At 70.8% G+C, this 22,795-nt stretch carries 22 protein-coding genes, 2 pseudogenes and 1 riboswitch; of the genes and pseudogenes, 5 read left to right on the forward strand and 19 right to left on the reverse strand.

Features of this window, described 5'->3' with window-relative positions; all coding sequences use genetic code 11:
• Window positions 1-126: 126 nt before the first annotated feature.
• The 9 genes from QQY66_RS07430 to QQY66_RS07470 form a co-directional block, all read right to left on the reverse strand.
• The gene (locus QQY66_RS07430; protein ID WP_301978277.1) at window positions 127-1,212 is read right to left on the reverse strand and encodes a hemolysin family protein; all 1,086 of its coding nucleotides are present in this window, start codon (window positions 1,210-1,212) and stop codon (window positions 127-129) included.
• The gene (locus QQY66_RS07435; protein ID WP_301978278.1) at window positions 1,209-2,537 is read right to left on the reverse strand and encodes a hemolysin family protein; all 1,329 of its coding nucleotides are present in this window, start codon (window positions 2,535-2,537) and stop codon (window positions 1,209-1,211) included. Before QQY66_RS07435 ends, QQY66_RS07430 begins: the two co-directional genes overlap by 4 nt.
• Window positions 2,538-2,762: 225 nt before the next feature.
• Window positions 2,763-3,218: a PH domain-containing protein gene (locus tag QQY66_RS07440; RefSeq protein WP_301978279.1), complete on the reverse strand. Its 456-nt coding sequence runs from the start codon at window positions 3,216-3,218 to the stop codon at window positions 2,763-2,765.
• A gap of 15 nt (window positions 3,219-3,233) precedes the next feature.
• The gene (gene hisG, locus QQY66_RS07445) at window positions 3,234-4,082 is read right to left on the reverse strand and encodes an ATP phosphoribosyltransferase (protein WP_301978280.1); all 849 of its coding nucleotides are present in this window, start codon (window positions 4,080-4,082) and stop codon (window positions 3,234-3,236) included.
• 45 nt (window positions 4,083-4,127) lie between these two features.
• Window positions 4,128-4,400 carry a phosphoribosyl-ATP diphosphatase gene (locus QQY66_RS07450; RefSeq protein WP_301978281.1) on the reverse strand — a complete coding sequence of 91 codons (273 nt, stop codon included), beginning with the start codon at window positions 4,398-4,400 and terminating at the stop codon, window positions 4,128-4,130.
• Between the two features lie 34 nt (window positions 4,401-4,434).
• Window positions 4,435-4,920, reverse strand: coding sequence for a 6,7-dimethyl-8-ribityllumazine synthase (ribH, locus tag QQY66_RS07455; RefSeq protein WP_301978282.1), 486 nt, complete (start codon window positions 4,918-4,920; stop codon window positions 4,435-4,437).
• Between the two features lie 20 nt (window positions 4,921-4,940).
• A complete protein-coding gene (locus tag QQY66_RS07460; protein WP_301978283.1) occupies window positions 4,941-6,230 on the reverse strand; it encodes a bifunctional 3,4-dihydroxy-2-butanone-4-phosphate synthase/GTP cyclohydrolase II in 1,290 nt (429 codons plus the stop codon).
• Entirely contained in the window at window positions 6,227-6,868 is a 642-nt protein-coding gene (locus QQY66_RS07465; RefSeq protein WP_301978284.1) for a nicotinamide mononucleotide transporter family protein, read from the reverse strand. Before QQY66_RS07465 ends, QQY66_RS07460 begins: the two co-directional genes overlap by 4 nt.
• On the reverse strand, window positions 6,865-7,470 hold the full coding sequence (locus QQY66_RS07470) for a riboflavin synthase (protein WP_301978285.1): 606 nt from the start codon (window positions 7,468-7,470) through the stop codon (window positions 6,865-6,867). The genes QQY66_RS07465 and QQY66_RS07470 overlap by 4 nt, the downstream gene beginning before the upstream one ends.
• Before the next feature lie 146 nt (window positions 7,471-7,616).
• A riboswitch (FMN riboswitch) is annotated at window positions 7,617-7,747 on the reverse strand.
• A 298-nt stretch (window positions 7,748-8,045) separates the two neighbouring features.
• On the opposite strand from QQY66_RS07470, the pseudogene QQY66_RS07475 reads away from it, so the two are divergent.
• Together QQY66_RS07475 and QQY66_RS07480 are read left to right on the forward strand one after the other, a co-directional pair.
• Window positions 8,046-8,185, forward strand: a pseudogene (locus QQY66_RS07475) (sigma factor); the annotation flags it as partial.
• Between the two features lie 188 nt (window positions 8,186-8,373).
• Window positions 8,374-9,129, forward strand: a complete 756-nt coding sequence (locus tag QQY66_RS07480) for an SDR family oxidoreductase (RefSeq protein ID WP_301978286.1) — start codon at window positions 8,374-8,376, stop codon at window positions 9,127-9,129.
• Between the two features lie 40 nt (window positions 9,130-9,169).
• Here QQY66_RS07480 and QQY66_RS07485 read toward each other — a convergent pair whose 3' ends face one another.
• Window positions 9,170-10,489 carry an ROK family transcriptional regulator gene (locus QQY66_RS07485; RefSeq protein WP_301978287.1) on the reverse strand — a complete coding sequence of 440 codons (1,320 nt, stop codon included), beginning with the start codon at window positions 10,487-10,489 and terminating at the stop codon, window positions 9,170-9,172.
• 108 nt (window positions 10,490-10,597) lie between these two features.
• Here QQY66_RS07485 and QQY66_RS07490 point away from each other — a divergent pair, with 108 nt between their 5' ends.
• Window positions 10,598-11,809: an MFS transporter gene (locus QQY66_RS07490; protein ID WP_301978288.1), complete on the forward strand. Its 1,212-nt coding sequence runs from the start codon at window positions 10,598-10,600 to the stop codon at window positions 11,807-11,809.
• A gap of 40 nt (window positions 11,810-11,849) precedes the next feature.
• Here QQY66_RS07490 and QQY66_RS07495 read toward each other — a convergent pair.
• Together QQY66_RS07495 and QQY66_RS07500 are read right to left on the reverse strand one after the other, a co-directional pair.
• A pseudogene (locus QQY66_RS07495) lies at window positions 11,850-12,739 on the reverse strand (alginate lyase family protein); the annotation flags it as partial.
• A gap of 93 nt (window positions 12,740-12,832) precedes the next feature.
• Window positions 12,833-13,969, reverse strand: coding sequence for a glycoside hydrolase family 6 protein (locus tag QQY66_RS07500; protein ID WP_301987219.1), 1,137 nt, complete (start codon window positions 13,967-13,969; stop codon window positions 12,833-12,835).
• Between the two features lie 200 nt (window positions 13,970-14,169).
• On the opposite strand from QQY66_RS07500, the gene QQY66_RS07505 reads away from it, so the two are divergent.
• Window positions 14,170-14,856, forward strand: a complete 687-nt coding sequence (locus QQY66_RS07505) for a DUF5995 family protein (protein ID WP_301978289.1) — start codon at window positions 14,170-14,172, stop codon at window positions 14,854-14,856.
• Window positions 14,857-14,862: 6 nt separating this feature from the next.
• Here the strand turns inward: QQY66_RS07505 and QQY66_RS07510 are convergent, their stop codons facing one another.
• Both QQY66_RS07510 and QQY66_RS07515 read right to left on the reverse strand, forming a co-directional pair.
• The gene (locus QQY66_RS07510; protein ID WP_301978290.1) at window positions 14,863-16,560 is read right to left on the reverse strand and encodes an NAD(P)/FAD-dependent oxidoreductase; all 1,698 of its coding nucleotides are present in this window, start codon (window positions 16,558-16,560) and stop codon (window positions 14,863-14,865) included.
• A gap of 50 nt (window positions 16,561-16,610) precedes the next feature.
• A complete protein-coding gene (locus QQY66_RS07515) occupies window positions 16,611-17,399 on the reverse strand; it encodes a carbon-nitrogen hydrolase family protein (protein WP_301978291.1) in 789 nt (262 codons plus the stop codon).
• A gap of 298 nt (window positions 17,400-17,697) precedes the next feature.
• Here QQY66_RS07515 and QQY66_RS07520 point away from each other — a divergent pair, with 298 nt between their 5' ends.
• On the forward strand, window positions 17,698-18,306 hold the full coding sequence (locus tag QQY66_RS07520) for a Repetin (RefSeq protein ID WP_301978292.1): 609 nt from the start codon (window positions 17,698-17,700) through the stop codon (window positions 18,304-18,306).
• On the opposite strand, the gene QQY66_RS07525 is transcribed toward QQY66_RS07520, so the two are convergent.
• From QQY66_RS07525 to QQY66_RS07545, 5 genes are all read right to left on the reverse strand, one after another.
• Entirely contained in the window at window positions 18,275-18,550 is a 276-nt protein-coding gene (locus tag QQY66_RS07525) for a DUF742 domain-containing protein (RefSeq protein WP_301978293.1), read from the reverse strand. The two genes, QQY66_RS07520 and QQY66_RS07525, sit on opposite strands and share 32 nt — an antisense overlap.
• A gap of 288 nt (window positions 18,551-18,838) precedes the next feature.
• Window positions 18,839-19,981, reverse strand: coding sequence for an MFS transporter (locus tag QQY66_RS07530; protein WP_301987220.1), 1,143 nt, complete (start codon window positions 19,979-19,981; stop codon window positions 18,839-18,841).
• A gap of 86 nt (window positions 19,982-20,067) precedes the next feature.
• Complete coding sequence (locus QQY66_RS07535) at window positions 20,068-20,520, reverse strand: Lrp/AsnC family transcriptional regulator (RefSeq protein ID WP_062713983.1); 453 nt, start codon at window positions 20,518-20,520, stop codon at window positions 20,068-20,070.
• 10 nt (window positions 20,521-20,530) lie between these two features.
• Window positions 20,531-22,009: an amino acid permease gene (locus tag QQY66_RS07540; protein ID WP_301978294.1), complete on the reverse strand. Its 1,479-nt coding sequence runs from the start codon at window positions 22,007-22,009 to the stop codon at window positions 20,531-20,533.
• 231 nt (window positions 22,010-22,240) lie between these two features.
• Entirely contained in the window at window positions 22,241-22,735 is a 495-nt protein-coding gene (locus QQY66_RS07545; RefSeq protein WP_301978295.1) for a GNAT family N-acetyltransferase, read from the reverse strand.
• Between the last annotated feature and the right edge of the window lie 60 nt (window positions 22,736-22,795).

Consider the following 22,795-nt stretch of genomic DNA (forward strand, 5'->3'; position numbering starts at 1 on the left):
GGGCATGCGTGCCTCCCCCAGTGCCTTGAGGGCCTGGGGGGACCCCCAGGGCGGCACGGGTGGGCGCAGGCGGCACCCTGCAAGCGCGGGCGAGCGAAACCCGCCCGCGCAAGCGAACGGCGCCCCTCAGCTCGCCAGCACCTCCTCCGGCGCCCCCGACCGCGGCTCGGACACCTTCGGCACAGCGGTCACCGCGCGATGCGCAGGATCCCGCACCTCGCCCACCAGCAGCTCCAGTACGTCCTCCAGCGCCACAAGCCCCAGCACCTTCCCGGCCCCGTCGGCCACCTGCGCAAGGTGCGTCGCGGCACGCCGCATCACGGTGAGCGCATCATCCAGCGGCAGTTCCGACCGCAGAGTCGTCATCGGCCGCCAGATCCGCTGCGGCACCGCCCGCTCGGACTCCTCCAGGTCGAGTACGTCCTTGACGTGCAGGTACCCCATGAAGGCCCCGTTGCCGGCGACGACCGGGAAGCGTGAGTACCCGGTGCGGGCGGTGAGCGCGATGATCTGGCCCGGGGTGACCGAGGGACTGACCGTCACCAGTGACTCGCGGCCGAGGAGGACATCGGTGACCTGGCGGGAGCCCAGTTCCAGCGCGTCCTCCAGCCGCTCCTGCTCCTCGGGGCCGAGCAGACCCGCCTGGCCGGAGTCCTCCACCAGCCGGTTGAGCTGCTCGCTGGTGAAGACCGCCTCGACCTCGTCCTTCGGCTCGACACGGAAGAGCCGCAGGATGCCCTGGGCGCAGGCGCCGAGGGCGACGGTGATCGGCTTGCAGAGGCGGGCGAAGGCGACCAGGCCGGGGCTGAGCCACAGCGCGGCCTTCTCCGGGGCGGCCATCGCGAGGTTCTTCGGGACCATCTCGCCGATGACGAGGTGGAAGAAGACGACGGTGGCCAGGGCGATGACGTAGCCCAGCGGGTGGATCATCGCGTGCGGGAGATGGATCCACTCGAAGAACGGTTCCAGGATGTGCGCGACCGTCGGCTCGGCCACCGCGCCCAGCGTCAGGGAGCAGACGGTGATGCCGAACTGAGCGGCGGCCATCATCTGCGGCAGCCGCTCCAGGCCGTACAGCACCTGCCGGGCCCGCGTCGTTCCGAGCGGTTCGATCTGGCTGCGGCGTACGGAGACGAGGGCGAACTCGGCGCCGACGAAGAAACCGTTGGTGAGCACGAGCAGTCCGGCGAACAGAAGTTGGAGCACGCTCATCGGACGGCCTCCGCGGCGACGAGGGCCGTCCTGACCAGCCGTACCCGCTCGGCGCGGTAGTGGCCGACCTGGCGCACCGCCAGCCGCCAGCCGGGCAGCTCGGCCTTGTCGCCGACGGCCGGGATCCGGCCGAGCAGGTCGGCGACCATGCCCGCGACCGTCTCGTACGGTCCTTCGGGTACGTCGAGGCCTATGCGCTGGAGGATGTCGACACGGCAGCTGCCGTCGACATCCCAGGCGGGCCTGCCGTCCTCCGGCGGGGCGGGGGCGAGTTCGGGCACGTCCTGACCGTCGTGCTCGTCACGGACCTCGCCGACGATCTCCTCGACGATGTCCTCCAGGGTGACGACGCCGGCCGTACCGCCGTACTCGTCGACGACGACGGCGATGGGCTGCTCGCTGCGCAGCCGGGCCAGCAGGGGCTGCACCGGCAGGGTCTCGGGTACCAGCAGGGGCGTCTGGGCGATCCGGGTGACGGGGGTGCGCAGCCGTTCGCGCGAGGGGACCGCCAGGGCGTCCTTGAGGTGGACCATGCCGACGATCTCGTCGATCCGCTCCCGGTAGACCGGGAAGCGGGACAGACCGGTGGCGCGGGTGAGATTGACGACGTCCTCGGCGGTCGCCGACGACTGCAGCGCGCTGACCTTCACGCGCGGGGTCATGACGTGCTGTGCGGTCAGCTCGGCGAGCGACAGGGTCCGTACGAACAGGTCCGCGGTGTCCTGTTCCAGGGCGCCGGCGCGTGCGGAGTGCCGGGCCAGGGAGACGAGTTCGCCGGGGGTGCGGGCGGAGGCAAGCTCCTCGGCGGGCTCGATGCCCAGGGTGCGGACGAGCCGGTTGGCGACCGCGTTCAACCCGGCGATCACCGGGCGGAACAGCCGCGCGAAGGCGTGCTGCGGGCCGGCGACAAAGCGCGCGACCTGCATCGGGCGGGAGACCGCCCAGTTCTTGGGCACGAGTTCGCCGATCACCATCTGCACGGCCGATGCCAGCAGCATGCCGACGACCACGGCGACGCCGGGCACGGCGCCCTCGGGGATGCCGATCGCCGTGAACGGGCCGTCCAGCAACTGGGCGAGCGCCGGTTCGGCGAGCATGCCGACGACGAGGGAGGTGATGGTGATGCCGAGCTGGGTGCCGGAGAGCTGGAAGGACAGCTCCTTCAGCGACTCGACCACCGTACGGGCGCGTTTGTCGCCCTCGGCGGCGGCCTTCTCGGCGTCCGGGCGCTCGACCGTCACCAGGCCGAACTCGGCCGCCACGAAGAAGCCGTTGGCGAGGATCAGCAGGAATGCGGCTGCGAGGAGCAGCAAGGGGGTGGTCATGATGCCGCCGCCTCCGAGTGAGCGCGGACCAGGTCCGCGCTATGTCGGGAGGGGGCGGCGCAGGTACTACAGGACGATCCGTCCATCGCCGGAGGGGGTCACTCCTCGGGTAGCAGGAACCCCTGGGCACCGGGCGGCGCGCAGGGGCGGAGGCGCAGCGAAAAACGCCTCCGCCAACAGATTAATCAAGACAGGGGCATGTGCGGCAGAGTGGACGCCGCCGAGTCAGCCGTGATGTCCCCCGGGACGGGCAGTGGAGCGCGCTTCGGCGAGCGCCCGCAGGGTCCTGGCGTCGGCGATGGCGCGCTGCTTGGCGATGCCCGGCTGGATGCCGAGCGCGGGCAGGCTGGTGCCGTCGCTGAGGTCGAGGAACACCCAGGGGTCGCCCGGACGCAGGTTCACCTGAAGGATTTCGGCCCATTCCAGATGCCGTCGGCCGGCGATGTTCACGACGGTCACCCCGGACTCGTCGGCGACCACTTTCGGCCGGGCGAGCATCAGGAGGACGCCGCACAGCAGGGCCGCCGTGAAGACGAAGCTGAGGCGTTCGGCCGGGCTGAGCTGCTCCAGCAGCAGCGCGACGGTCGTGATGACGACGAAGATCGCGGCTGCGGCGGTGAGCAGGACGGCCCGGGTGCGAGCCGGCCGGAAGGTGACGGGGAGGGCGGGCAGGTCGGACATGTTCTCCACTGCCTCTCAGAGGCGGCAGGCGTGGATGGCCGTGGTCAGGATGGCCCGGGCACCGATGTCGTACAGGTCGTCCATGATGCGCTGGGCTTCCTTGGCGGGGACCATCGCGCGGACGGCGACCCAGCCTTCGTTGTGCAGCGGGGAGACGGTCGGCGACTCCAGGCCGGGCGTGAGCGCGACGGCCTTCTCCAGCTGCTCGACGCGGCAGTCGTAGTCCATCATCACGTACGTCCGGGCGACCAGGACGCCCTGGAGGCGGCGCAGGAACTGCTGCACCTTGGGCTCCTCGCCGTTCTCGCCGGTGCGGCGGATCACGACGGCCTCGGACTTCATGATGGGCTCGCCGATGACCTCGAGGCCCGCGTTGCGCAGGGAGGTGCCGGTCTCGACGACGTCCGCGATGACCTCGGCGACACCGAGTTCGATGGCGGTCTCGACGGCGCCGTCGAGGTGGACGACGGAGGCGTCGATGCCGTGGTCGGTGAGGTGCTTGGCGACGATGCCCTCGTACGAGGTGGCGACCGTCATGCCGTCCAGGTCCTCGACGCCCTTGGCCCTGCCCGGCTTGGTGGCGTAGCGGAACGTGGAGCGGGCGAAGCCGAGCGGGAGGATCTCCTCGGCGTTGGCGCCGGAGTCGATGAGCAGGTCGCGTCCGGTGATGCCGATGTCGAGGCGGCCGGAGGAGACGTAGATCGCGATGTCGCGGGGGCGGAGGTAGAAGAACTCGACCTCGTTGTGCGGGTCGACGATCCGCAGTTCCTTGGACTCGCGGCGCTGCTGGTAGCCGGCCTCATGCAGCATCTCCGCCGCAGGGCCGGACAGTGAACCCTTGTTGGGGACGGCGATGCGCAGCATGAGGTCGGCTTCCTTTGCTTGAAGGGTGGTGCGGGGGACGGGGATTCACAGGTGGGCGTAGACGTCGTCCAGGGAGATGCCGCGGGCGACCATCATCACCTGAACGTGGTAGAGCAGCTGCGAGATCTCCTCGGCGGCCGCCTCCTTGCCCTCGTACTCGGCGGCCATCCAGACCTCGGCGGCCTCTTCGACGACCTTCTTGCCGATGGCATGGACGCCCTTCTCGACCAGTTCTGCGGTGCGGGAAGTGGCGGGGTCGCCGGTGGCGGCCTTCTGCTGGAGCTCGGCGAAGAGCTCCTCGAACGTCTTCTTGGACATGGTGGCGCCCACTTTACGCGTTTGGTCGACCGACCTAACGCCACGGCTCGGATACTGAGCGGAGGGTCGCCGCCGTCGCCACCGCTGCTGTCACCGCCTCGTGTCCCTTGTCCTCGTTGGAGCCGGGCAGCCCGGCCCGGTCGAGGGCCTGTTCGTCGGTGTCGCAGGTCAGCACTCCGAAGCCGATGGGGACGCCGGTGTCGACGGAGACCTGGGTGAGGCCCTGGGTGACGCCCTGGCAGACGTACTCGAAGTGAGGGGTGCCGCCGCGGATGACGACACCGAGGGCGACGATCGCGTCGTAGCCGCGGCCCGCGAGGACCTTGGCGACGACCGGGAGTTCCCAGCTGCCGGGGACCCTGAGGAGGGTCGGCTCGTCGATGCCGAGGTCGTGCAGGGCGCGCAGGGCGCCGTCCACCAGGCCGTCCATCACCTTCTCGTGCCACTGCGCCGCGATGACGGCGACCCGCAGGTCCCCGACGCCTCGTACGGACAGTTCCGGTGCACCCTTGCCGCTCACGTCTCTCCTCGGTTCTGTTCTTACTGGTTGCCGCAGGCGGACACGGTGGTCGTGTCCAGCCAGGGCAGGTCGTGCCCCATCCGGTCCCGCTTGGTGCGCAGGTAGCGGAGGTTGTGCTCGCCCGCCTGTACGGGCATCGGCTCGCGGCCGTTGACCTTGAGGCCGTGCCGGATAAGCGCGTCGGTCTTGTCGGGGTTGTTGGTCATCAGGCGCACGCTGCGGACGCCGAGGTCCTCGAGGATCTGGGCGCCGGCGCCGTAGTCCCGGGCGTCGGCGGGCAGGCCGAGTTCCAGGTTGGCGTCGAGGGTGTCGCGGCCGCGCTCCTGAAGCTCGTACGCCCGCAGTTTGGACAGCAGCCCGATGCCGCGGCCCTCATGGCCGCGCAGATAGACCACCACTCCCCTGCCCTCGGCCTGGATGCGCTCCAGGGAAGCGCTCAGTTGAGGGCCGCAGTCGCAGCGCAGGGAGTGGAAGATGTCGCCGGTGAGGCATTCGGAGTGGACGCGGACGAGGACGTCCTCGCCGTCGCCGATCTCGCCGTGGACGAGGGCGACGTGCTCGACGCCGTCGACGGTGGAGCGGTAGCCGTACGCCGTGAAGTTGCCGAAGGCGGTGGGGAGTTGGGTCTCGGCCTCGCGGCGGACGGTGGGCTCGGAGGTGCGGCGGTAGGCGATCAGGTCCTCGATGGAGATGATCGTCAGGCCGTGCTTGCGGGCGAACGGGATCAGTTCGGGGAGGCGGAGCATACGGCCGTCCTCTCCCGCGATCTCGACGATCGCGCCGGCCGGGCGCAGGCCCGCGAGGCGGGCGAGGTCGACGGCGGCCTCGGTGTGGCCGTTGCGCACCAGCACGCCGCCGGGCCGGGCGCGCAGCGGGAAGATGTGGCCGGGGCGGACGAGGTCGTCGGCCTGGGCTTCGCCGCTCGCGAGGAGTTGCAGGGTGGTGGCGCGGTCGGCGGCGGAGATGCCGGTGGTCACGCCGTGCGCGGCGGAGGCGTCCACGGAGATGGTGAACGCGGTCTTCATGGACTCGGTGTTGTCGTCGACCATTTGCGGCAGCCGCAGCCGGTCCAGCTCACCGCCCTCCATGGGGGCGCAGATCAGACCACGGCACTCGCTCATCATGAAGGCGACGATCTCGGGGGTCGCCATCTCGGCGGCGATGACGAGGTCGCCCTCGTTCTCCCGGTCCTCGTCGTCGACGACCACGACCGGGCGGCCGGCGGCGATGTCGGCGATGGCCTGCTCGATCGGGTCGAGCGACCAGTCCTCGATGTTGTCGGTGCTGTACAGGACGGGTACCGCGCTCATGCCGGCGCTCCTTCCAGAACGGGCCGCGCGTCCTCGCGGGAGCGCAGCCACCAGTCGCGCATGCCCCACAGGACGAGTGCGCCGTAGATGACGTAGACGAAGCCGGAGAAGGCGTAGCCGTTGGCGAAGTTGAGCGGCACGCCGACCAGGTCGACGAGCAGCCAGGCGAACCAGAACTCGACCATGCCGCGGGCCTGGGCGTACATCGCGACGATGGTGCCGACGAAGATGTAGGCGTCCGGCCAAGGGTCCCAGGACAGGGTCGGGTACGCCTTGAAGAGCAGGGCCACCGCGACCGTGCCCGCCGCGGCGGCGGCGATCATCGCCGCGCGCTCGGGCCAGGTGGCGAACCGGACGGAGATGTGGCCGTCGGCCGCGCGGTCCTTGCCGCGCTGCCACTGCCACCAGCCGTACAGTGCGACGGCCATGACGACCGCCTGCTTGCCGGCGCTGCCCGTCAGATGGCCGAAGAAGGCGCCGAAGAGGATGAGGCCGGCGGCGAACTGCACCGGCCAGGTCCACAGGGAGCGCCGCCAGCCCAGGGCGAGGGCGACCAGGCCGAAGATGTTGCCGACCATGTCCGACCAGATGATGTGCTGGCCGAAGACGACGAACGCCTCGGAGTTCAGCCAGTTCACCGGTTCGCCCCTTGGCCCGCCGCGAGCAGCCGCTCGACGTACTTGGCGATGACGTCGACCTCGAGGTTGACCGGGTCGCCGGGCTGCTTGAGGCCGAGCGTGGTCAGGTCGAGGGTGGTGGGGATCAGGCTGACGGAGAAGTGGTCGGGGCCCGCGTCGACGACGGTGAGGCTGATGCCGTCGACGGTGATGGAGCCCTTCTCGACGACATAGCGCGTGAGGTCCGCGGGGAGGGAGATCTTCACGATCTCCCAGTTGTCGGACGGCTTGCGCTCCAGGATCTCGCCGGTGCCGTCGACATGGCCCTGCACGATGTGGCCGCCGAGGCGTGCGCCGACCGCGGTGGGGCGTTCGAGGTTGACGCGGGAGCCTACGGCGAGGATGCCCAGGCTGGAGCGGTTCAGCGTCTCGGCCATGACGTCGGCGGTGAACTCGTCGCCCTCGTGGTCGACGACGGTGAGACAGACACCGTTCACGGCGATGGAGTCGCCGTGCTTCGCGCCCTCGGTGACGACGGGGCCGCGCAGCCGGAAGCGGGAGGCGTCGCCGAGGTTCTCGACGGCGGTGATCTCGCCCAGCTCTTCGACGATTCCGGTGAACACTTCCCGGGTCCTCCTGCCTCTTCGGGCACGGACTCCGGGGCTGTCGATGACGACAGAATGTACGGACTGCGGCACTGGGGCGACGCCGGACGGACCCGTCCCCGAGGGAACGAGCAAGATCGGCGGCGCGCACGAATGCCCGCCCGCCGCGCACTGCCTCCCATCCGGACTTTAACCGTCGGTCCAGGAGTTTCACCTGGTCAACCGATCGCTGGAGGCGATCGGGTCGCGGACTGTAACCGCCGGTTCGGACTTTCACCGACCCCGGAGTGCGCTGCTTCTGGTACAGAGCCAGTGTGCCACGCCTGATCGAGGTCCATACGGGTGAAGGGTGTGGAGTGGCTCACAGGCGGGGTGTCTGGACTTCCCGGGCGGGTCGTGACTGGCCCAACTCCTGCCCCGGACGGCGAGCTTGAGATTGGTCCATACCTATTGACGTTGTGGTCTAGTCCTTTCTAAGATCCTTTGACAAGGTCTCGTCCCGAGCAGACCGGCCCGGCGGCGGTGACGACGGCCCTTGCCCGCCGTCGGGCCCTCCCATCCCCCGCCCGTGTGCCCTCTGCCAGGGTGAAGTCATGACCATCGCGTCCGCCGACGAATTCGAGGCGCATCGCCGACGACTGTTCGGGCCGGCTATCGCATGCTGGGCTCCGCCGAGGAGGCCGAGGACACGGTCCAGGATGCGTATCTGCGGTTCGGCGCGGCGGACCGCGAAGGCGATTTGACCGGCCTGCGGACTGGCGGCTCCCTGGGATGGGCCGTGGTGAACCCCGAGAAGCTGGAGTTCGTACGACGTCAGCTCGGCGCCGCCCAGGACTGTCACGTTTCCGATGGGCTACTCGGTCCTGGCTGACGAGGGGCGCTCCAGCCGAGAGCGCCCGGCGCGGAAGGGACTGAAGCAGCATGGCCACGATCCTTGTGACCGGCGGTACCGGAACGCTCGGCCGGCACGTCACCGAGCGGCTGCGCGGGGACGGGCACGAGGTGCGGGTGCTCAGCAGGCAAAGCCGGCCGTACGCCGTGGATCTGCGCGAGGGCGGCAGCGCACTGGACGATGCCGTCGCCGGTGTGGACACGATCGTGCACTGCGCCTCCAGTCCGCGCGGCGGAGACGAGCAGGCTGCGGAGCGTCTCATCACGGCCGCGCGCCGGGCGGGTGTGGGCCATCTGGTCTACATCTCGATCGTCGGCGTGGACCGGGTGCCGTTCGGCTACTACAAGTCCAAGCTCGCCGTGGAGAGGCGCGTCGGGGACTCGGGGCTGGGCTGGACGGTGCTGCGTACGACCCAGTTCCACGATCTGCTGGTGCAGGTGTTCGGGGCGCTGGCCAAGCCGCCCGTGATGCTGCTGCCGGCCGGTGTCTGCGACCAGCCGATCGAGGTCGCCGAGGTCGCGAACCGGCTCGCCGGGCTGGCCGCGGGGGCTCCCGCCGGGCGCGTCGAGGACATGGGAGGACCGGAGGCGCGGTCCTTGGAATCGCTGGCCCGCGCGTATCTGGCGGCGACCGGGCGCAAGCGGCGGATCCTGAACGTACCGCTGGCGGGCAAGGCGTACCGGGCGTTCCGTGCGGGCGGGCATCTCACGCCGGAACTGGCCGTGGGGAAGGGGCCGTTCGAGGAGTACCTCGCGGCTCGGTTCGGGGCGGGGCGACGGCCGTGAGCGGCATGTCCATCCACCGCTCTCCCGTGAGCACCGGTTACTACTCCCCCGGCGCGAACAACTCCTCCTGAGCCCGGTCGCGAGCGGTCAGCAGTGCCCCGCGCAGCACCGCGCCGCCGCCCAGGCTGCCGGCGCGCACCTCCGTGGGCAGCGGCGACATCCGGGCGAGCCGCCGCTGCACCCGAGCCGCCAGCTCATCCCCACCCGCCCGGCCGACCTCGCCCGCCAGCACCACACAACCGGGGTCCAGTACGGAGACGACGGCGGCGACGCCGAGGACCACGCGGTCGGCGAGGGCGTCGAGGAAGCGGTGGGCTGCCTCGACGTCGGCGGTCGCGTGGTCGGCACCTCCAGTGCGGTCAGCACCCCCGTCGAGAACACCCCCGCTCGCGCCCGACAAGCCATCCCCAGCCGCCGCCCCCGTCACCTGCCCCACCGCCGCCCGGACCAGCCGCACCGCATGCGGCTCGTCGGCCGGGTCGGATGCCATGACCCCGTGCTCCGCCGCCAGCGTCGCGATCGCCGTCGCGCCGGCCAGGGAGTGGAAGCCGCCCTCGCAGTCGGTCGCCGATGGCAGGCCGGTGGTGCCCGGTACCGGCAGGAAGCCGAGTTCGCCGGTGCCGCCGGAGGCACCGCGGCGGAGGCGGCCGTCGAGGACGACGGCGGCGCCGATGCCCATGCCGAGCCAGAGCAGGACGAAGGTGTCGCGGTCCCGGGCGGCGCCGTCGCGCATCTCGGCCAGGGCGGCGAGGTTGGTCTCGTTCTCGACGTTGACGCGGGCGTCCGGGAAGCGTTCCTGAAGGGCGGCCACCAGTCGGCGATGCCACTCCGGCAGGCCCGAGGATTCCCGGAGTTCACCGTCGGCCGGGTCGATCAGGCCGGGCGCGCCGATCCCCACGGTGTGCAGCCGCCCCCACTCCTGGGCGGGCGCGCGCGGAGGAGCCGCCAGCGTCCCGGCCTCCTTCACCACGCGTTCGACCAGCGTCACCGCCTGCTCCACCGCCGGCCCCGTGCCGGTGTCGTCGCCGATCGGCACGGACGCCTCGGCGAGCACATGGCCGAGCAGGTCGGAGACGACGACGGAGACGCCCTCGGTGCGGACGTCGAGCGCGGCCAGATGGGCCCGGTCGGCGACGATCCCGTACACCTTCGCGTTCGGCCCGCGGCGCTGCTCGCCCGACTCCCCCACCACCTCGATCAGTCCGGCGGCGGCGAGGCGTTCGACGAGGTCGGCGACGGTCGGCCGGGACAGGCCGGTCAGCTGCTTCAACTGCCCCGCCGTCAAGGGGCCCTCCTGCTGGAGCAGACGCAGGGCGAGCCGGTCGTTGATGGCTCGGGCGGTACTCGGGGATGCGGGCATGCCGGGATCCTTCCAGATCGGGCGACCGGTAATCCGCTATCTATCAGGCAGGGTGCCTGATAGTTTACGCGGCGCGAGCGGGACCATGAGCCAGGGAGGGGCCGGAGAATGAGTGCAGTGGTGTACGACCTTCGTGAGGTGAGGCGGGCCCGGTATGCCGTGGCCGCCGTCTTCGCCGTGCACGGTGCCGTCACCGGCTCCTTCGCGACCCGGGTGCCCTGGATCCAGGACCATGCCGGGGTGAGCGCGGGCCAGTTGGGGCTCGCCCTCGCCTTCCCGGCGCTCGGCGCCTCCGTCGCGATGCCGCTCGCGGGCCGGATCAGCCACCGCTTCGGCGCCCGGAACGCCCTGCGCGGCCTGATCGCGCTGTGGACGCTCTCGCTGGTCCTGCCCGCCCTCGCCCCGAACCTGCTGACGCTCTGCCTTGCCCTGTTCACGTACGGCGCCACGGCGGGCATGTCGGACGTGGCGATGAACGCGCTCGGCGTCGAGGTGGAGAACCGCCTGGGCCGCTCGATCATGTCCGGCCTGCACGGCATGTGGAGCGCGGGCGCCCTGATCGGCTCGGTGGGCGGCACGCTCGCCGCGCACCTCGGCGCGGACGCCCGGCTGCACCACGCACTGGCGGCGGCCGTGCTGACCGTACTCGGCGTGGCCTCCTGCGCCTGGGTGCTCGACCTCCAGCCCGCCGAGGACGAGGAACCACCGCCCCGCTTCGCGCTGCCGCCCAGGTCGGCGCTGCTGATCGGCGCGGTCGGGTTCTGCGCGGTGTTCGCGGAGGGCGCGAGCCTGGACTGGTCGGCGGTCTATCTGCGTGACCAGCTGGAGACCTCGGCCGGTCTGGCGGCGGCCTGTACGACGGGCTTCACGCTCACCATGGCGATCGCCCGGATCGCCGGGGACAAGGTGGTGGACCGGTACGGCTCCGTGCGCACGGTGCGCACGAGCGGCGTCCTCGCCGTCCTCGGCGGGCTGTTGATCGTCGTCTCGGATCATCCGGCGGTGGCGATGAGCGGCTTCGCGCTGATGGGCCTGGGCATCGCCGTGGTCGTCCCGCTGTGCTTCGCCGCGGCGGGCCGCAGCGGGTCCAACCCCAGCCTGGCCATAGCGGGCGTCGCGACGATCACGTACACCTCGGGCCTGATCGCGCCCAGCGCGATCGGCACGCTGGCCCAGGCGACCAGCCTGGTGGTGTCGTTCGGGCTGGTGACCGTGTTGTCCGGCGGGCTCGTCGCCTTCGCCGGCGTGCTGCGCGCGGGCGACCGCGACCGGCCGAAGGTCGGCGCGCCGGACACGGCGGTTCCCGACCCTCGGCCCTGAAGCGGCCCGTTCCACGGGGTCAGCCGACCGTACGAGCCGGTCAGCCCGCGATCGAGTCCAGTTGCTCGGCCGCCGGGCGCAGCGCCCACAGGTCGCCGCCGGGCCGCGCCTCCAGCAGCGGCACGGCCTGCTGCGCACGGGCATCGCCCGCGTCCGCCGCCGCGTGCACGACGTCGGTCGCCGCATACCGGTGGAACTCCATCTCCGGATGCCGCCACACCTCGGCGCCGGTCGCGGCGGGCGGCAGATACCGCACCGCCTTGAACAGGCTCTGCCCGTCCGGACCTTGATGGGCCAACAGGTTCACGCCGAGGTTCCGGCCGATGGCCGCGATCTGCGGATCGATACGCCGGGAGCCCGCCTCGCGGACCGTCTTGCGGGCCAGTTCCCTGTCGCCGGTCGCGTGCGCGAGGGCGGCGAGCTGCATGTCGTAGAACGTGCCGTGGTTGTTGGTCGCGGCGGCATCCTGCTTGCCGAAGTCGCTGTTCTTCAGCCAGTCGAGGAAGTCGGCGTTCCAGCGGTCCATTCTCGTGCGGTCTGCCTTCGTCCAGCCGAGGGCGCCCGTGCGGAGGATCGCCAGCGCGTCGACGACGGCGGTGTAGGACTGCGAGAAGTCGATGATGCCGATCGCCCGGCCGTCGTACTTGCAGGGGATGAACTGCGCGTGGTTCAGGTTCGGGTTCATCCGCGTGGCCGGGTCGAGGAACCAGGTGCGCAGAATGCGTCCGGCCTTCTCGGCGTACCGCTGCCGGCCCGTGTAGTACCAGGCGAGGGCGAGGTCGTACGTCGAGTCGAAGACCTTCTCGACGTCCTGGCGGTCGGTGCCGCTGTCCACCTCGGCTTGGGCTTGTCGACGACCGTCCAGGGGCCCTTGTCCAGCCAACGGTCGGCGCGGGCGGTCAAGTGCAGGAGAACGCGGCGGAGTTGGGGGTAGGACTGCCAGGTGGACGTGACAATGGCTCGGACAGTCTTCATGTACGGAGTCAAGACGCAGCAACCGCCGTCGGCCGAGGGGACCTCCTCCTACGACGAGGCCAGGTCATAGGCGTACGACGGACTGAACGTGCCCGGCGTGCCCTTGCAGCCGTCCGACTCCCCCGGCAGCTTGACCCACAGGTAGCCGTCGACGCGTGCCTCGCCGGTGTTCAGGGTGGGTGTCCGGCCGATCTTCCGGCCGGCCGGGTCGCACCACCGGCCGTCGGCCGGGGCGCCGTTGCCGTTGCGGCTGGTGTCGATGACGGCGCCGAGGGAGGCGGGGCCGTCGAGGGCGTCGAGGACCTGTCGGTCGTAGGCGATTTCGTCGGCCGTCCGGTGAAAGTTGGAGACGTTGCTGAAGATGCCGTCGGAGGAGGCGGCCGAGCCTGCGCCCGCCTGCTTCAGCAGTGCCGCCTGCTTGGCCGCCGGGTTCCAGCCGGAGTGGCCGGCGTCGAAGTAGACCCGTGCCTTGGGGTTCGCGGCCTTGAGGACGCGGCCGGCGCGGGCCAGCGAGGCGAAGCGGTCGGCGCGGGCACCGGCGGAGAGACAGTCGGACTGGGCGATCGAGTCGGGCTCCAGGATCACGATGACGTCACCCGAGCCCAGCCCCGCCGCGAAGGCGTCGATCCACGCGTCGTACGCCCCGAGGCCGGGTGCACCGCCGTTCGAGTACCCGCCGCAGTCGCGGTCCGGGATGGCGTACGGCACGATCACCGGCGCCCGGCCCTGTGCCGCGCCGCCGGAGGTGACCGCGCGGACCCGGGCGGTGATGGTGGCCGGCGTGTAGTCGGCGAACCACACGGCCGCCGGATGATCGGCGATACGGGACTCGATGACCGCGTGGCGCGGGTCGCCGGGGTTGGCGCGGACCCAGTCGAGCACCTGGGACTCGGGGTGGCGGTAGAGCCGTGTGGACGCGGCGGCGGTCTGCCGCTTCGGCTCCGTCTTCGTGGGCGAGGGGGTCGCGCTCTCTTCCTCCCTCTTCTTCGAGGGAGAGGGCGAAGGGGTCGGGGTGGCGGACGCCTTCGTCGACGGGGACGCCGACGGGACCGCGGGCAGCGGTTCCAGGCGTGGTGAGCTGGTCACCTCGGGCCTGGCCGCGTCGGAGCCGCGTCCGTCGTCGAGCGCGGACATCATGCCGGTCACCGTGCCGACGGCGACCACGACGGAGACCGCCGCGACCATGGCGCCGCGCCGGGCGGCGCTTCTGCGCTCGGCCCTGCGTGCGGCCAGGCGGCGGGCACGTGAGCCTGACACAGTCCAGCTCCCCCCTTGCTCTCCCCTACGCGACGTTCTCCCCCTGCCCGACGGGCGCGTTACCCCATTCCGGGGAAGCGTCGGGCCCGCCGGTACCCCGGCCAGCCTAGGACTGGGACCCTGCGTGCATGGCGCAATTGGAACAGATCACCACACCCGTCGACACGGTCGTCTCCCGCATGCGCGCCCTCGACGCGGCCCTGCCCGAGCGGGACGGGCTCGCCGTGTTCAACCGCGTCTACCTCACCGTCACGGAGGCCGTCGACCGGCGTATCGACGCGGGCCGGTTCACCGACGCACGGGCCGCGATCACGCTGGATGTGCGGTTCGCGGAGCGGTACTTGGCGGCCGTGGACGCGGTCGCGGGCGAGCGGCGCCCGCCTGCCTGCTGGCGGCCCCTGTTCCAGTACCGCCGCCATCCCGGGGTACGTCCGCTGCAGTTCGCGCTGGCGGGCATCAATGCGCACATCGGTCACGATCTGGCGCTCGCGGTCGTGGACGCCTGTCGTACGCTCGGCTGCGAACCCGCCGAGCTGGAGGACGAGTTCGACCGCGTGGGTGATCTCCTCGTCTCGCTGGAGGAGCGCATCCGCGAAGATCTGATGCCGGGCCCCGATCTCCTCCAGATCGCCGACCCGCTCACCCATCTGCTCGGCTCGTGGAGCCTGGAGCGGGCCCGGGACGCCACCTGGTCGACGGCCCGGGCACTGTGGGCGCTGCGTGAACTCCCCGATGTCGCCGAGGAGTTCACCGAGCGGCTGGACGCGGTGGTGGGGTTCGCGGGGCGGATGCTGCTCACCCCGCTCCCCGACTGACCCGGGTCAGTCCTCCGGAAGCTCCACCGGCGCGATCTCGTCGTACACGTCGCCCGGGCCGGGGTTGGTCGCGTCGGTCGCCCCGCCGAAATGGTGCATGACTCCCCACACCGCGTTCAGCGTGGTCTGGATCGCGCCCTCGGCCCAGCCCGCCGTCCAGGAAATGTCGTCGCCGGCCAGGAAGATGCCCCGCTTGTCCTCGGGCAGCCGGTCCTGCATGAAGTGCGTGAACAGGCGCCGCTGGTAGCGGTAGTGACCGGGCAGGTTGGCCTTGAACGCGCCCATGAAGTAGGGCTCGTTCTCCCAGGACACCGTCACCGGGTTGCCGATGATGTGCTTCCTGATGTCGACCTTCGGATAGATCTCGCCCAGCGACTTCAGCATGACCTCCATCCGCTCGTTCGCGGACAGCGGCAGCCACTTCAGGCTGTCGTCGCACCAGGTGTACGACAGGCAGATCACCGCGGGCCTGTCGGGGCCGTCGTCGAGGAGGTAAGTCCCGCGCGTCATACGGTCGGTGAGGGTCATCGACATGACGTCCCGGCCAGTCTCCTCGTCCTTTTCGAGCCAGAAGGGCCGGTCGACGGGGACGAATAGCTTGGAGCTCTCCATGTAGTGGGTGCGCTCGATGGCGGTCCAGTGGTCGATCGGGAAGAGCGAGTCGTCGCAGGCGATCTTGGAGAGCAGCATCCAGGACTGGGCGGTGAATACGGCCGCCTTGAACGTGCGGATGTCGCCGTTCGCGTCGGTGACGGTGATGTGGTTGCCGGCGGTGCGGTGCAGACGGGTCACGGCCGGGCGCGGTTCGCCGTTGTCGTGCAGGGACTTCAGCGAAGTCCCGTACGCCCAGTGCACGATCTTCTCCGGCTCGCGCTCCCAGAGCCTGAGCGGCAGCTGCTGGGAGCCGCCGACGATGCCGCGGTGGTGGTCGTCGGCCTCGGTGTAGACGACGCGGAGGATCTCCAGGATCGAGTTGGGGAAGTCGGTGTCCCAGCCGCCGGTGCCGAAGCCGACCTGGCCGAAGATCTCGCGGTGCCGGAAGGACCTGAAGGCCTCGGAGTCGCAGAGGAAGCCGTAGAAGGTCTGGTTGTCGAGCTTCTCGACGAGCTTCGCCCAGATCTCCCGGATGCGCGGTACGTCGCGCTCGCGCAGGGCCCCGTTCATGTCGGAGAAGTCGGCGCCCTCCTCCAGGCACCTGTTCCAGGCGTCGGCGACGTCCCGGTAGACCTGCGGCAGGTCGTCGACCGTCTCGGCGTAGTGCGACTCGCCCTTGAGGTCGACGACCGTCGAAGGGGTCGCCTCCGCAAGGGGGTTGGGGAAGGGCCGGGTCTCCAGACCCACGAGGTCGATGTAGTGCTGGAGCGCCGTGGAGGACGGCGGGAAGCGCATGGCGCCCATCTCGGCGGTGAGGGAAGGGTCGCAGCCGTCGAAACCGACGGTCCGCAGCCGGCCGCCGATCTGGTCGGCCTCGTAGACCACGGGCTTGAGGCCCATCTTCATCAGCTCGTAGGCGGCCACGATGCCGGACAGCCCGCCGCCGACGACCGCGACCTCGGTGCCGTGCTCGGTCGCGGGTATCTGGCCGAGGCCCGCCGGGTGGGCGAGGAAGTCGTCGTACGCGTACGGGAAGTCCGGACCGAACATGGTGATCGGCGGCTGCTGCGCGTCGGCGTGCTGGACGGCGTTGGGCACCGTGGACGTCATGGGGTACGGACTCCTTGCGCGAAAAGAACTGGGGGGAAGATCAGGGGATTTCAGACCAGGGACCCGTAGAGGTCGGGGCGGCGGTCCTTCATATAGGGGTTGGCCTCGCGGGAGGCGGCGAGGAAGGCCGGGTCGACGTCGGCGAGGAGCAGTTCCTCGCCGCGGCCTGCGCGGGTGCGGGCGATCCCGTCGGGTCCGGCCAGCGTGGAGAGCCCGACGAACTCGAACTCGCCCTCCTGGCCGACCCGGTTGACGTACGCGACGTACATCTGGTTCTCGAAGGCCCGCACCGGGACGACGGACTCGGCAACGAACTGGAACGGGTGCATCTGCGCGGTCGGCACCAGGAGGAGGTCGGTGCTGGCGAGGGCGTGGGCGCGGACGTTCTCCGGGAACTCGACGTCGTAGCAGATCATGAGGCCGACGCGGAGGCCGTTCAGCTCGGCCTGGACGACCGGCTGTTCACCCGGGGTGAAGTGGTCGCGCTCGAAGCAGCCGAAGAGGTGTGTCTTGCGGTAGTTCGCGAGACGGGTGCCGTCGGCGGAGATCAGCTGGGCGGAGTTGAAGACGGTCTCGCCGGAGCGCTCGGGGTAGCCGTAGGCGATCGCGAGGCCGTGCCGTGTGGCGGTCTCGGCGACGGCGTCGGCCCAGTCGCCGTCCGCGGGTTCGGCGAGGCGGGCGATGTCGTCGCCGATGGCATACCCGGTCAGGAACATCTCCGGCGCGACCAGCAGCCCGGCACCGGCGTCCGCCGCCCTGCCCGCGGCCTCGTCGAGGACCTTGAGGTTCTCGACGACGGAGCCGGGGCGGCCGGAGCTCTGGAGCAGGGCGGTACGCATGCGTGATCCTCACCGGGGCGGAGGGTGGTTGTGGGGGCCACCTAGACGGTACGGGCGGCCGGCTCGGGCGGACAAGGAGGAGCCGTTGCGCGTCAGTGAGCGGATTGTTGCGTCCGTTCCGGCTCCGGCGTCGATTCGTTGCGCGACCTCGGGTGGAGGTCCGGTACTCCCTCAGGCGCAGATCACCGCGGTGTCCCCGCCGGACGGCGGAGGCGGGGTGCCGCCCCTGGCGCGATGTGGCGCGGGCGCCCTCCGGCGAGAGTGGTGAGCGTCCGGTTGACCTGCGGAAAGGACCGCCATGAACCGCCGTACGAAGACCGCCGTGCTCGGCGCCGCGCTGCTGCTCACCGCCGGGGCGGCAGGATCGGCCACTGCCGGTGACGAGGGACGAGGCGCCACTGATGGGAACCAGCGACAAGGGGCCACTGCTGGGAACCAGCGGCAAGAGGCCACCGCTGGTGACGAGCGGCGCGAGGCCGCCGCGCTCACCGGCACCGCGAAGCTCTACCGTGTCGCCGGGGACGACATCACCTTCACCTTCGACGCGCACCTGGCGGCGAAGGACACCGACGACCCGATGAAGGCGACCGGCACCTTCGAGTGGAGCCACTACATCGACGGGAACGGTGCCTGGGCGACGGCGAAGGTCGACTGCCTGGTCACCGGCGGCAAGGTGGCCGTCGTGTCCGGAGTCGTCACGGACACCGACCTCGACGGCGCGAAGGGCACCCGGGTGGGCATCACCGTCCACGACACCGGCGGCACCGACCGGCTCGGCTACAGCTGGGCGACGACCGAGGACCTGGGCCCGAAGAACCTGCCCAAGTGCGTGAGTTCGGCGCCGTTCGAGCGGGTGAAGAAGGGCACGGGCGACTTCAGGGTCGTGCCCTGGCAGCCGCGTTTCTAGATCTCGCAGCCGCGCAACGATCACCCGCAGCAGCTCGGGGTCGGCGGCGGGACCGTCCGGCCCCGTCCGCGGCGAGCTCGACGACCGGGCGGGGGCCACGGTGCGCCAGGGCGAGCAGGCAGGCTCGCGCGTGGTCGACGCCCGACGGCCCGCCGTCCGGCCGCAAAGCCGTGACCTGCGACAACATGTCGATGTGGGCTGCGGGCCGGGTACGGCCGTGCGTGACCGTGCAGGGGCGCACCATCGCCCCGGTCTCGTCCTCGTACGCGCCGTGGCCAGATGCCGGCCGACACGACGGACGAGCAGGGCCATCTCATGGGCTAGATGTCCGACGTCGGTCTGTGTCCCGCTCAGCACGGCGAGCCGTCGTTCGATCTGGATCTGCCCGATCGCCGTGTCGACGGGAGTGCCGAAGTCGTCGTACACCCCCTCGACCCGGGCGAGAGCGACCACCGGGGCGAGTGCGAGCGCGCAACGGTTGCCGCGGGTAACACGAACCCCACCGTACGGTCGCCCGGAGTGACCGTCGTCTTCACCGCGTCGCCGCTCTGCCGGCCGCCAGCAGGGCCGCTGTCACCAGGTACGGCACCGCGAACACGGCGAAGGCGGTGCTGTGCGCGGCCGTCGCGCCGATCGTCGCGTACGCGCCGTACGTGGCGACCGTGGCCAGCTCGGTGCCGAGACCGGCGAGCGAGGTCAGGGTGGCCCGGCGGCTGTCGTCGATGCGGTCCTGGAGGCGGGCGTCGACGAGCACGGTCGCCAGCTGGAAGCCGCCGAAGGCCAGGGCCACGAGGCCGATCCCGGCGACGGACGACGCCATGGCACCGACGGCGAGGGCGAGCGCGGCACCCGCGAGGAGTCCCGCGAACCCGGCCGTGCCGAGGCGTTCGGCGGGACCGGCCAGCAGGCTCCCGGCCGTGGCACCCGCCCAGATCAGCAGAAGCAGATACGGAACCCGCTCGTCCGGCACACCGAAGTCCCGCACCAGGAGCGCCGCGTACTCGTCGAGCGCACTCCACACCGCGGTGACGGCCGGTACGAGCAGCAGCGCCCCGACCACCGACCGGTCGGCGCGGGCTTCGGCGAGCCCTGCCCGCACAGTCGCGGCCCAGTTGTCGTCGTCCTCCGCGGGCGTCCGGTGCTCCGGGAACCGGCTCGCGGTCGCCGCGGCGAGCAGACAGGCCAGGACGCTCGCCGTCCCCACGGCCGGGTAACCACCCCACGCGAACACCGGCCCGGCGAGCCCCATCGCCGCCATGACGGCGATCAGCCCCGCCGCCCGCGCCCGGCCCATCACACGGGCGTACCGGTCGGCCGCGCCTAGCCGGTCCAGCTCGTCGTAGACCAGGGCCTCCAGCGCACCGGAGCCGAGCGCTCCGCCGGCGCCCCACAGGACGAAGCCGGCCGCGAAGGCCCAGTACGACGGAACGATCACCCACAGCGCGAAGCCGGCAGCGGTCAGCAGTGGGCCGAGCCACAGCAGCAGTCGGCGGGAGACGGCGTCGGCCCAGGCACCGGAGGGGACCTCCAGCAGCATGCCGGTGATCGACCACAGGGCGAAGAGGGAGGAGATCTGCCAGACCGACAACCCGGTGTCGCTGAACAGCAGCGCGTACACCGGGTACAGCAGGACGAACTCGTCCAGGAACGAGTAGCCGTACAGCGTCGCGGTCAGCCGTCGGACGCCAGGCTCTGGTGAGGATCAATGTCGCCAGGTCATGACACCGATGTTAGACCGGCCGAGCACATCCGTCCCCGGAATTACGTGGGCGATCCCGACGAGAAGCGGCGCAGCAGCGGCGACAGCACCAGCACCGACTTCGTCCGCTCCACGAACGGCTCGCCCGCGATCCGCTCCAGCACCCGCTCGAAGTGGCGCATGTCGGAGGCGAAGACCTGGACGACCGCGTCCGCGTCACCCGTGACGGTGGACGCGGCCACGACCTCCTGATAGCGCTCCAGGCCCCGCCGGATGGTCTCCGGCGAGGTGTTGTGCCGGCAGTAGATCTCGACGAACCCCTCGGTCTCCCAGCCGAGCGCCGACGGGTCCACCCGTACGGTGAAGCCGGTGATGGCGCCGGTGGCGCGCAGCCGGTCCACGCGCCGTTTCACGGCGGGCGCGGACAGGCCGACCAGTTGCCCGATGTCCGCGTAGGAGCGGCGGGCGTCCTCGGCGAGGGCGTGCACGATGCGTTCGTCGAGATCGTTCAGCACTGCGGGTGGTTCACTTCACTTCTGATACGGCTGCTACAGCGAGGCGGGAACGGCGATAGCCGTAACTGAAGTAGAACACGAGACCCGCGGCCATCCAGCAGCCGAAGACGACCCAGGTCACGGAGTCCAGGCTGAACATGTTGTACGCGCAGAAGCCGAAGCCGAGGACCGGCAGGACCGGCCCGAAGGGAACCTTGAACGTCCGCTCCAGCTCGGGTCGCTTGTAACGCAGCACGATCACCGCGATGTTGACCAGCGCGAAGGCGAACAGCGTGCCGATGCTGGTGGCGTCGACGAGCTTGCCCAGCGGGATCAGGGCGGCGAGCGCACCGCAGAACAGGGACACGATCACCGTGTTGAGGCGGGGTGCGCCGGTCTTGGCGTGGACCTTGCCGAGCGCCTTGGGCACCAGGCCGTCGCGGGACATCGCGAAGAGGATGCGGGTCTGGCCGTAGAGGACGGTGAGGACCACGCTCGCGATGGAGATGACGGCGCCGAGCGCGAGCAGGGTGCCCCAGAAGGTCTGGCCGCTGACGTCGTTCATGATCGCGGCGAGGGAGGCCTCGGAGCCCTCGAACTTGGTCCAGTTCCAGGCGCCGACGGCGACGGCCGCGACAAGCACGTACAGCGCGGTGACGATGATCAGCGAGAGCATGATCGCCCGCGGCAGGTCCTTCTTGGGGTTCTTCGCCTCCTCACCGGCGGTGGAGGCGGCATCGAAGCCGATGTAGGAGAAGAAGAGCGTGGCGCCGGCCGCACTCACGCCCGCCATGCCGAGCGGCATGAAGTCCTCGTAGTTGCCGGACTTGAAGCCCATGAAGCCGACCGCGCAGAACAGCACCAGCGCGGCGATCTTCACCGCGACCATGATCGTGTTGGCGCGGGCGGACTCCCGGACGCCACCGAGCAGGAACACCATCGCCAGCAGGACGACGATCAGCGCGGGCAGGTTGATGATCCCGCCCTCGCCGGGCGCGGAGGACAGCGTCGCCGGGATGGTGACCCCTATCGTCCCGTCGAGCAGTTCGTTCAGGTACTCGCCCCAGCCGACCGCGACGGCGGCCACGGACACGCCGTACTCCAGCACCAGGCACCAGCCGCAGACCCAGGCCACGAGTTCGCCCATCGTTGCGTACGCATACGAGTACGAGGAGCCCGCGACCGGGATGCTGCCCGCGAGTTCCGCGTACGACAGCGCCGAGAACAAGGCCGTGAGACCGGCGATGACGAAGGCGAGGGTGACCGCGGGGCCCGCCTCGGGGACGGCGTCGCCGAGCACGACGAAGATGCCGGTGCCGAGCGTGGCACCGATGCTGATCATGGTCAGCTGCCACAGCCCGAGGGAGCGGCGCAGCGCCCCTCCCTCACCCTGGCCGCCCTCCGCGACCAGGTGTTCCACGGGCTTGCGACGCAACAGGCGCGCGCCGAAGCCCGGCGAGGCAGGGACGGTCTGACTGCGGTCGTGCGGGGGTGCGCCTTGGTCGAGCACGCGCTGGCTCCTTCATCGCTGCCGGTCAGGGGCGACAGGGACCGGCGGCACCCCTTCGGGCAGGGACCCACCGAGCGGGGTCCCTGCCACGCCACGTACGAGGCGACAGCCTACGAGGACGGCGTTGCCGTTGTAATGCAGCAACCTTGCGTGTGCCCGCAAGATCATTGCGTCGATCATGGATGGGTGAGCGTTCGTTGCACGGCGGCTTTCGAGCGTTGCGCAGGCTGGTCAGAACAGGTCCTTGACGAGGAAGGTGCATGCATCGACCCAGTCGTGGAACCTGCCGTCGGTGCCCTCGTACGACCAGCGGTCGTAGTAGTCGATCAAGGGCTGATAGCCGAGCCGTGTGTACAGGGCGGCCGCACGTGGGTTGTCCTTCGCGACACCGATGCCGACGACCGTGATCCCGCGTTCCCGTACCCGCTCCTCGGCGGCGTGGATGAGTGCCGTGCCGATGCCTTGTGAGCGGAGTTCCTCCGAGACGCCCAGAGCGCCGATCTCCGGACAACCGGGCCGGGCGGCTCGCACGTCGGCGGCGTCACAACCGATCCAGCGCAGCTCGCCATGCCCGACGGGCCGCCCGTCCAGCCAGGCGACGAGATACGTGCTCTCGCCCCGCTCCTGACGCGCGAACCTGCGGGCGTGGAACGACATGGCGCCGGACGAGCCGAAGCGCTGATCGAGCAGCGCCACGTCGGCGGGCCCGCAGACGGTGATCTCCATGCCTCCGACGGTAGGCGCCCGGCATGCGCTCGGCCCCCGATTTTCCCGCCGACGCGGGAC

It is taken from the genome of Streptomyces sp. DG2A-72 (assembly GCF_030499575.1).
Lineage (GTDB): Bacteria > Actinomycetota > Actinomycetes > Streptomycetales > Streptomycetaceae > Streptomyces.

What these genes read in the sequence shown, in the direction of transcription:
- QQY66_RS07490 (WP_301978288.1), top strand. Translation starts at nt 10,598, where the DNA reads ATGAGTGCAGTGGTGTACGACCTTCGTGAGGTGAGGCGGGCCCGGTAT.
- QQY66_RS07525 (WP_301978293.1), bottom strand. Translation starts at nt 18,550, where the DNA reads ATGGTGCGCCCCTGCACGGTCACGCACGGCCGTACCCGGCCCGCAGCC.
- QQY66_RS07500 (WP_301987219.1), bottom strand. Translation starts at nt 13,969, where the DNA reads ATGGTCGCGGCGGTCTCCGTCGTGGTCGCCGTCGGCACGGTGACCGGC.
- QQY66_RS07520 (WP_301978292.1), top strand. Translation starts at nt 17,698, where the DNA reads ATGAACCGCCGTACGAAGACCGCCGTGCTCGGCGCCGCGCTGCTGCTC.
- QQY66_RS07515 (WP_301978291.1), bottom strand. Translation starts at nt 17,399, where the DNA reads ATGCGTACCGCCCTGCTCCAGAGCTCCGGCCGCCCCGGCTCCGTCGTC.
- QQY66_RS07450 (WP_301978281.1), bottom strand. Translation starts at nt 4,400, where the DNA reads ATGTCCAAGAAGACGTTCGAGGAGCTCTTCGCCGAGCTCCAGCAGAAG.
- QQY66_RS07485 (WP_301978287.1), bottom strand. Translation starts at nt 10,489, where the DNA reads ATGCCCGCATCCCCGAGTACCGCCCGAGCCATCAACGACCGGCTCGCC.
- QQY66_RS07440 (WP_301978279.1), bottom strand. Translation starts at nt 3,218, where the DNA reads ATGTCCGACCTGCCCGCCCTCCCCGTCACCTTCCGGCCGGCTCGCACC.
- QQY66_RS07430 (WP_301978277.1), bottom strand. Translation starts at nt 1,212, where the DNA reads ATGAGCGTGCTCCAACTTCTGTTCGCCGGACTGCTCGTGCTCACCAAC.
- QQY66_RS07460 (WP_301978283.1), bottom strand. Translation starts at nt 6,230, where the DNA reads ATGAGCGCGGTACCCGTCCTGTACAGCACCGACAACATCGAGGACTGG.
- QQY66_RS07510 (WP_301978290.1), bottom strand. Translation starts at nt 16,560, where the DNA reads ATGACGTCCACGGTGCCCAACGCCGTCCAGCACGCCGACGCGCAGCAG.
- QQY66_RS07545 (WP_301978295.1), bottom strand. Translation starts at nt 22,735, where the DNA reads ATGGAGATCACCGTCTGCGGGCCCGCCGACGTGGCGCTGCTCGATCAG.
- QQY66_RS07435 (WP_301978278.1), bottom strand. Translation starts at nt 2,537, where the DNA reads ATGACCACCCCCTTGCTGCTCCTCGCAGCCGCATTCCTGCTGATCCTC.
- hisG (WP_301978280.1), bottom strand. Translation starts at nt 4,082, where the DNA reads ATGCTGCGCATCGCCGTCCCCAACAAGGGTTCACTGTCCGGCCCTGCG.
- QQY66_RS07505 (WP_301978289.1), top strand. Translation starts at nt 14,170, where the DNA reads ATGGCGCAATTGGAACAGATCACCACACCCGTCGACACGGTCGTCTCC.
- QQY66_RS07480 (WP_301978286.1), top strand. Translation starts at nt 8,374, where the DNA reads ATGGCCACGATCCTTGTGACCGGCGGTACCGGAACGCTCGGCCGGCAC.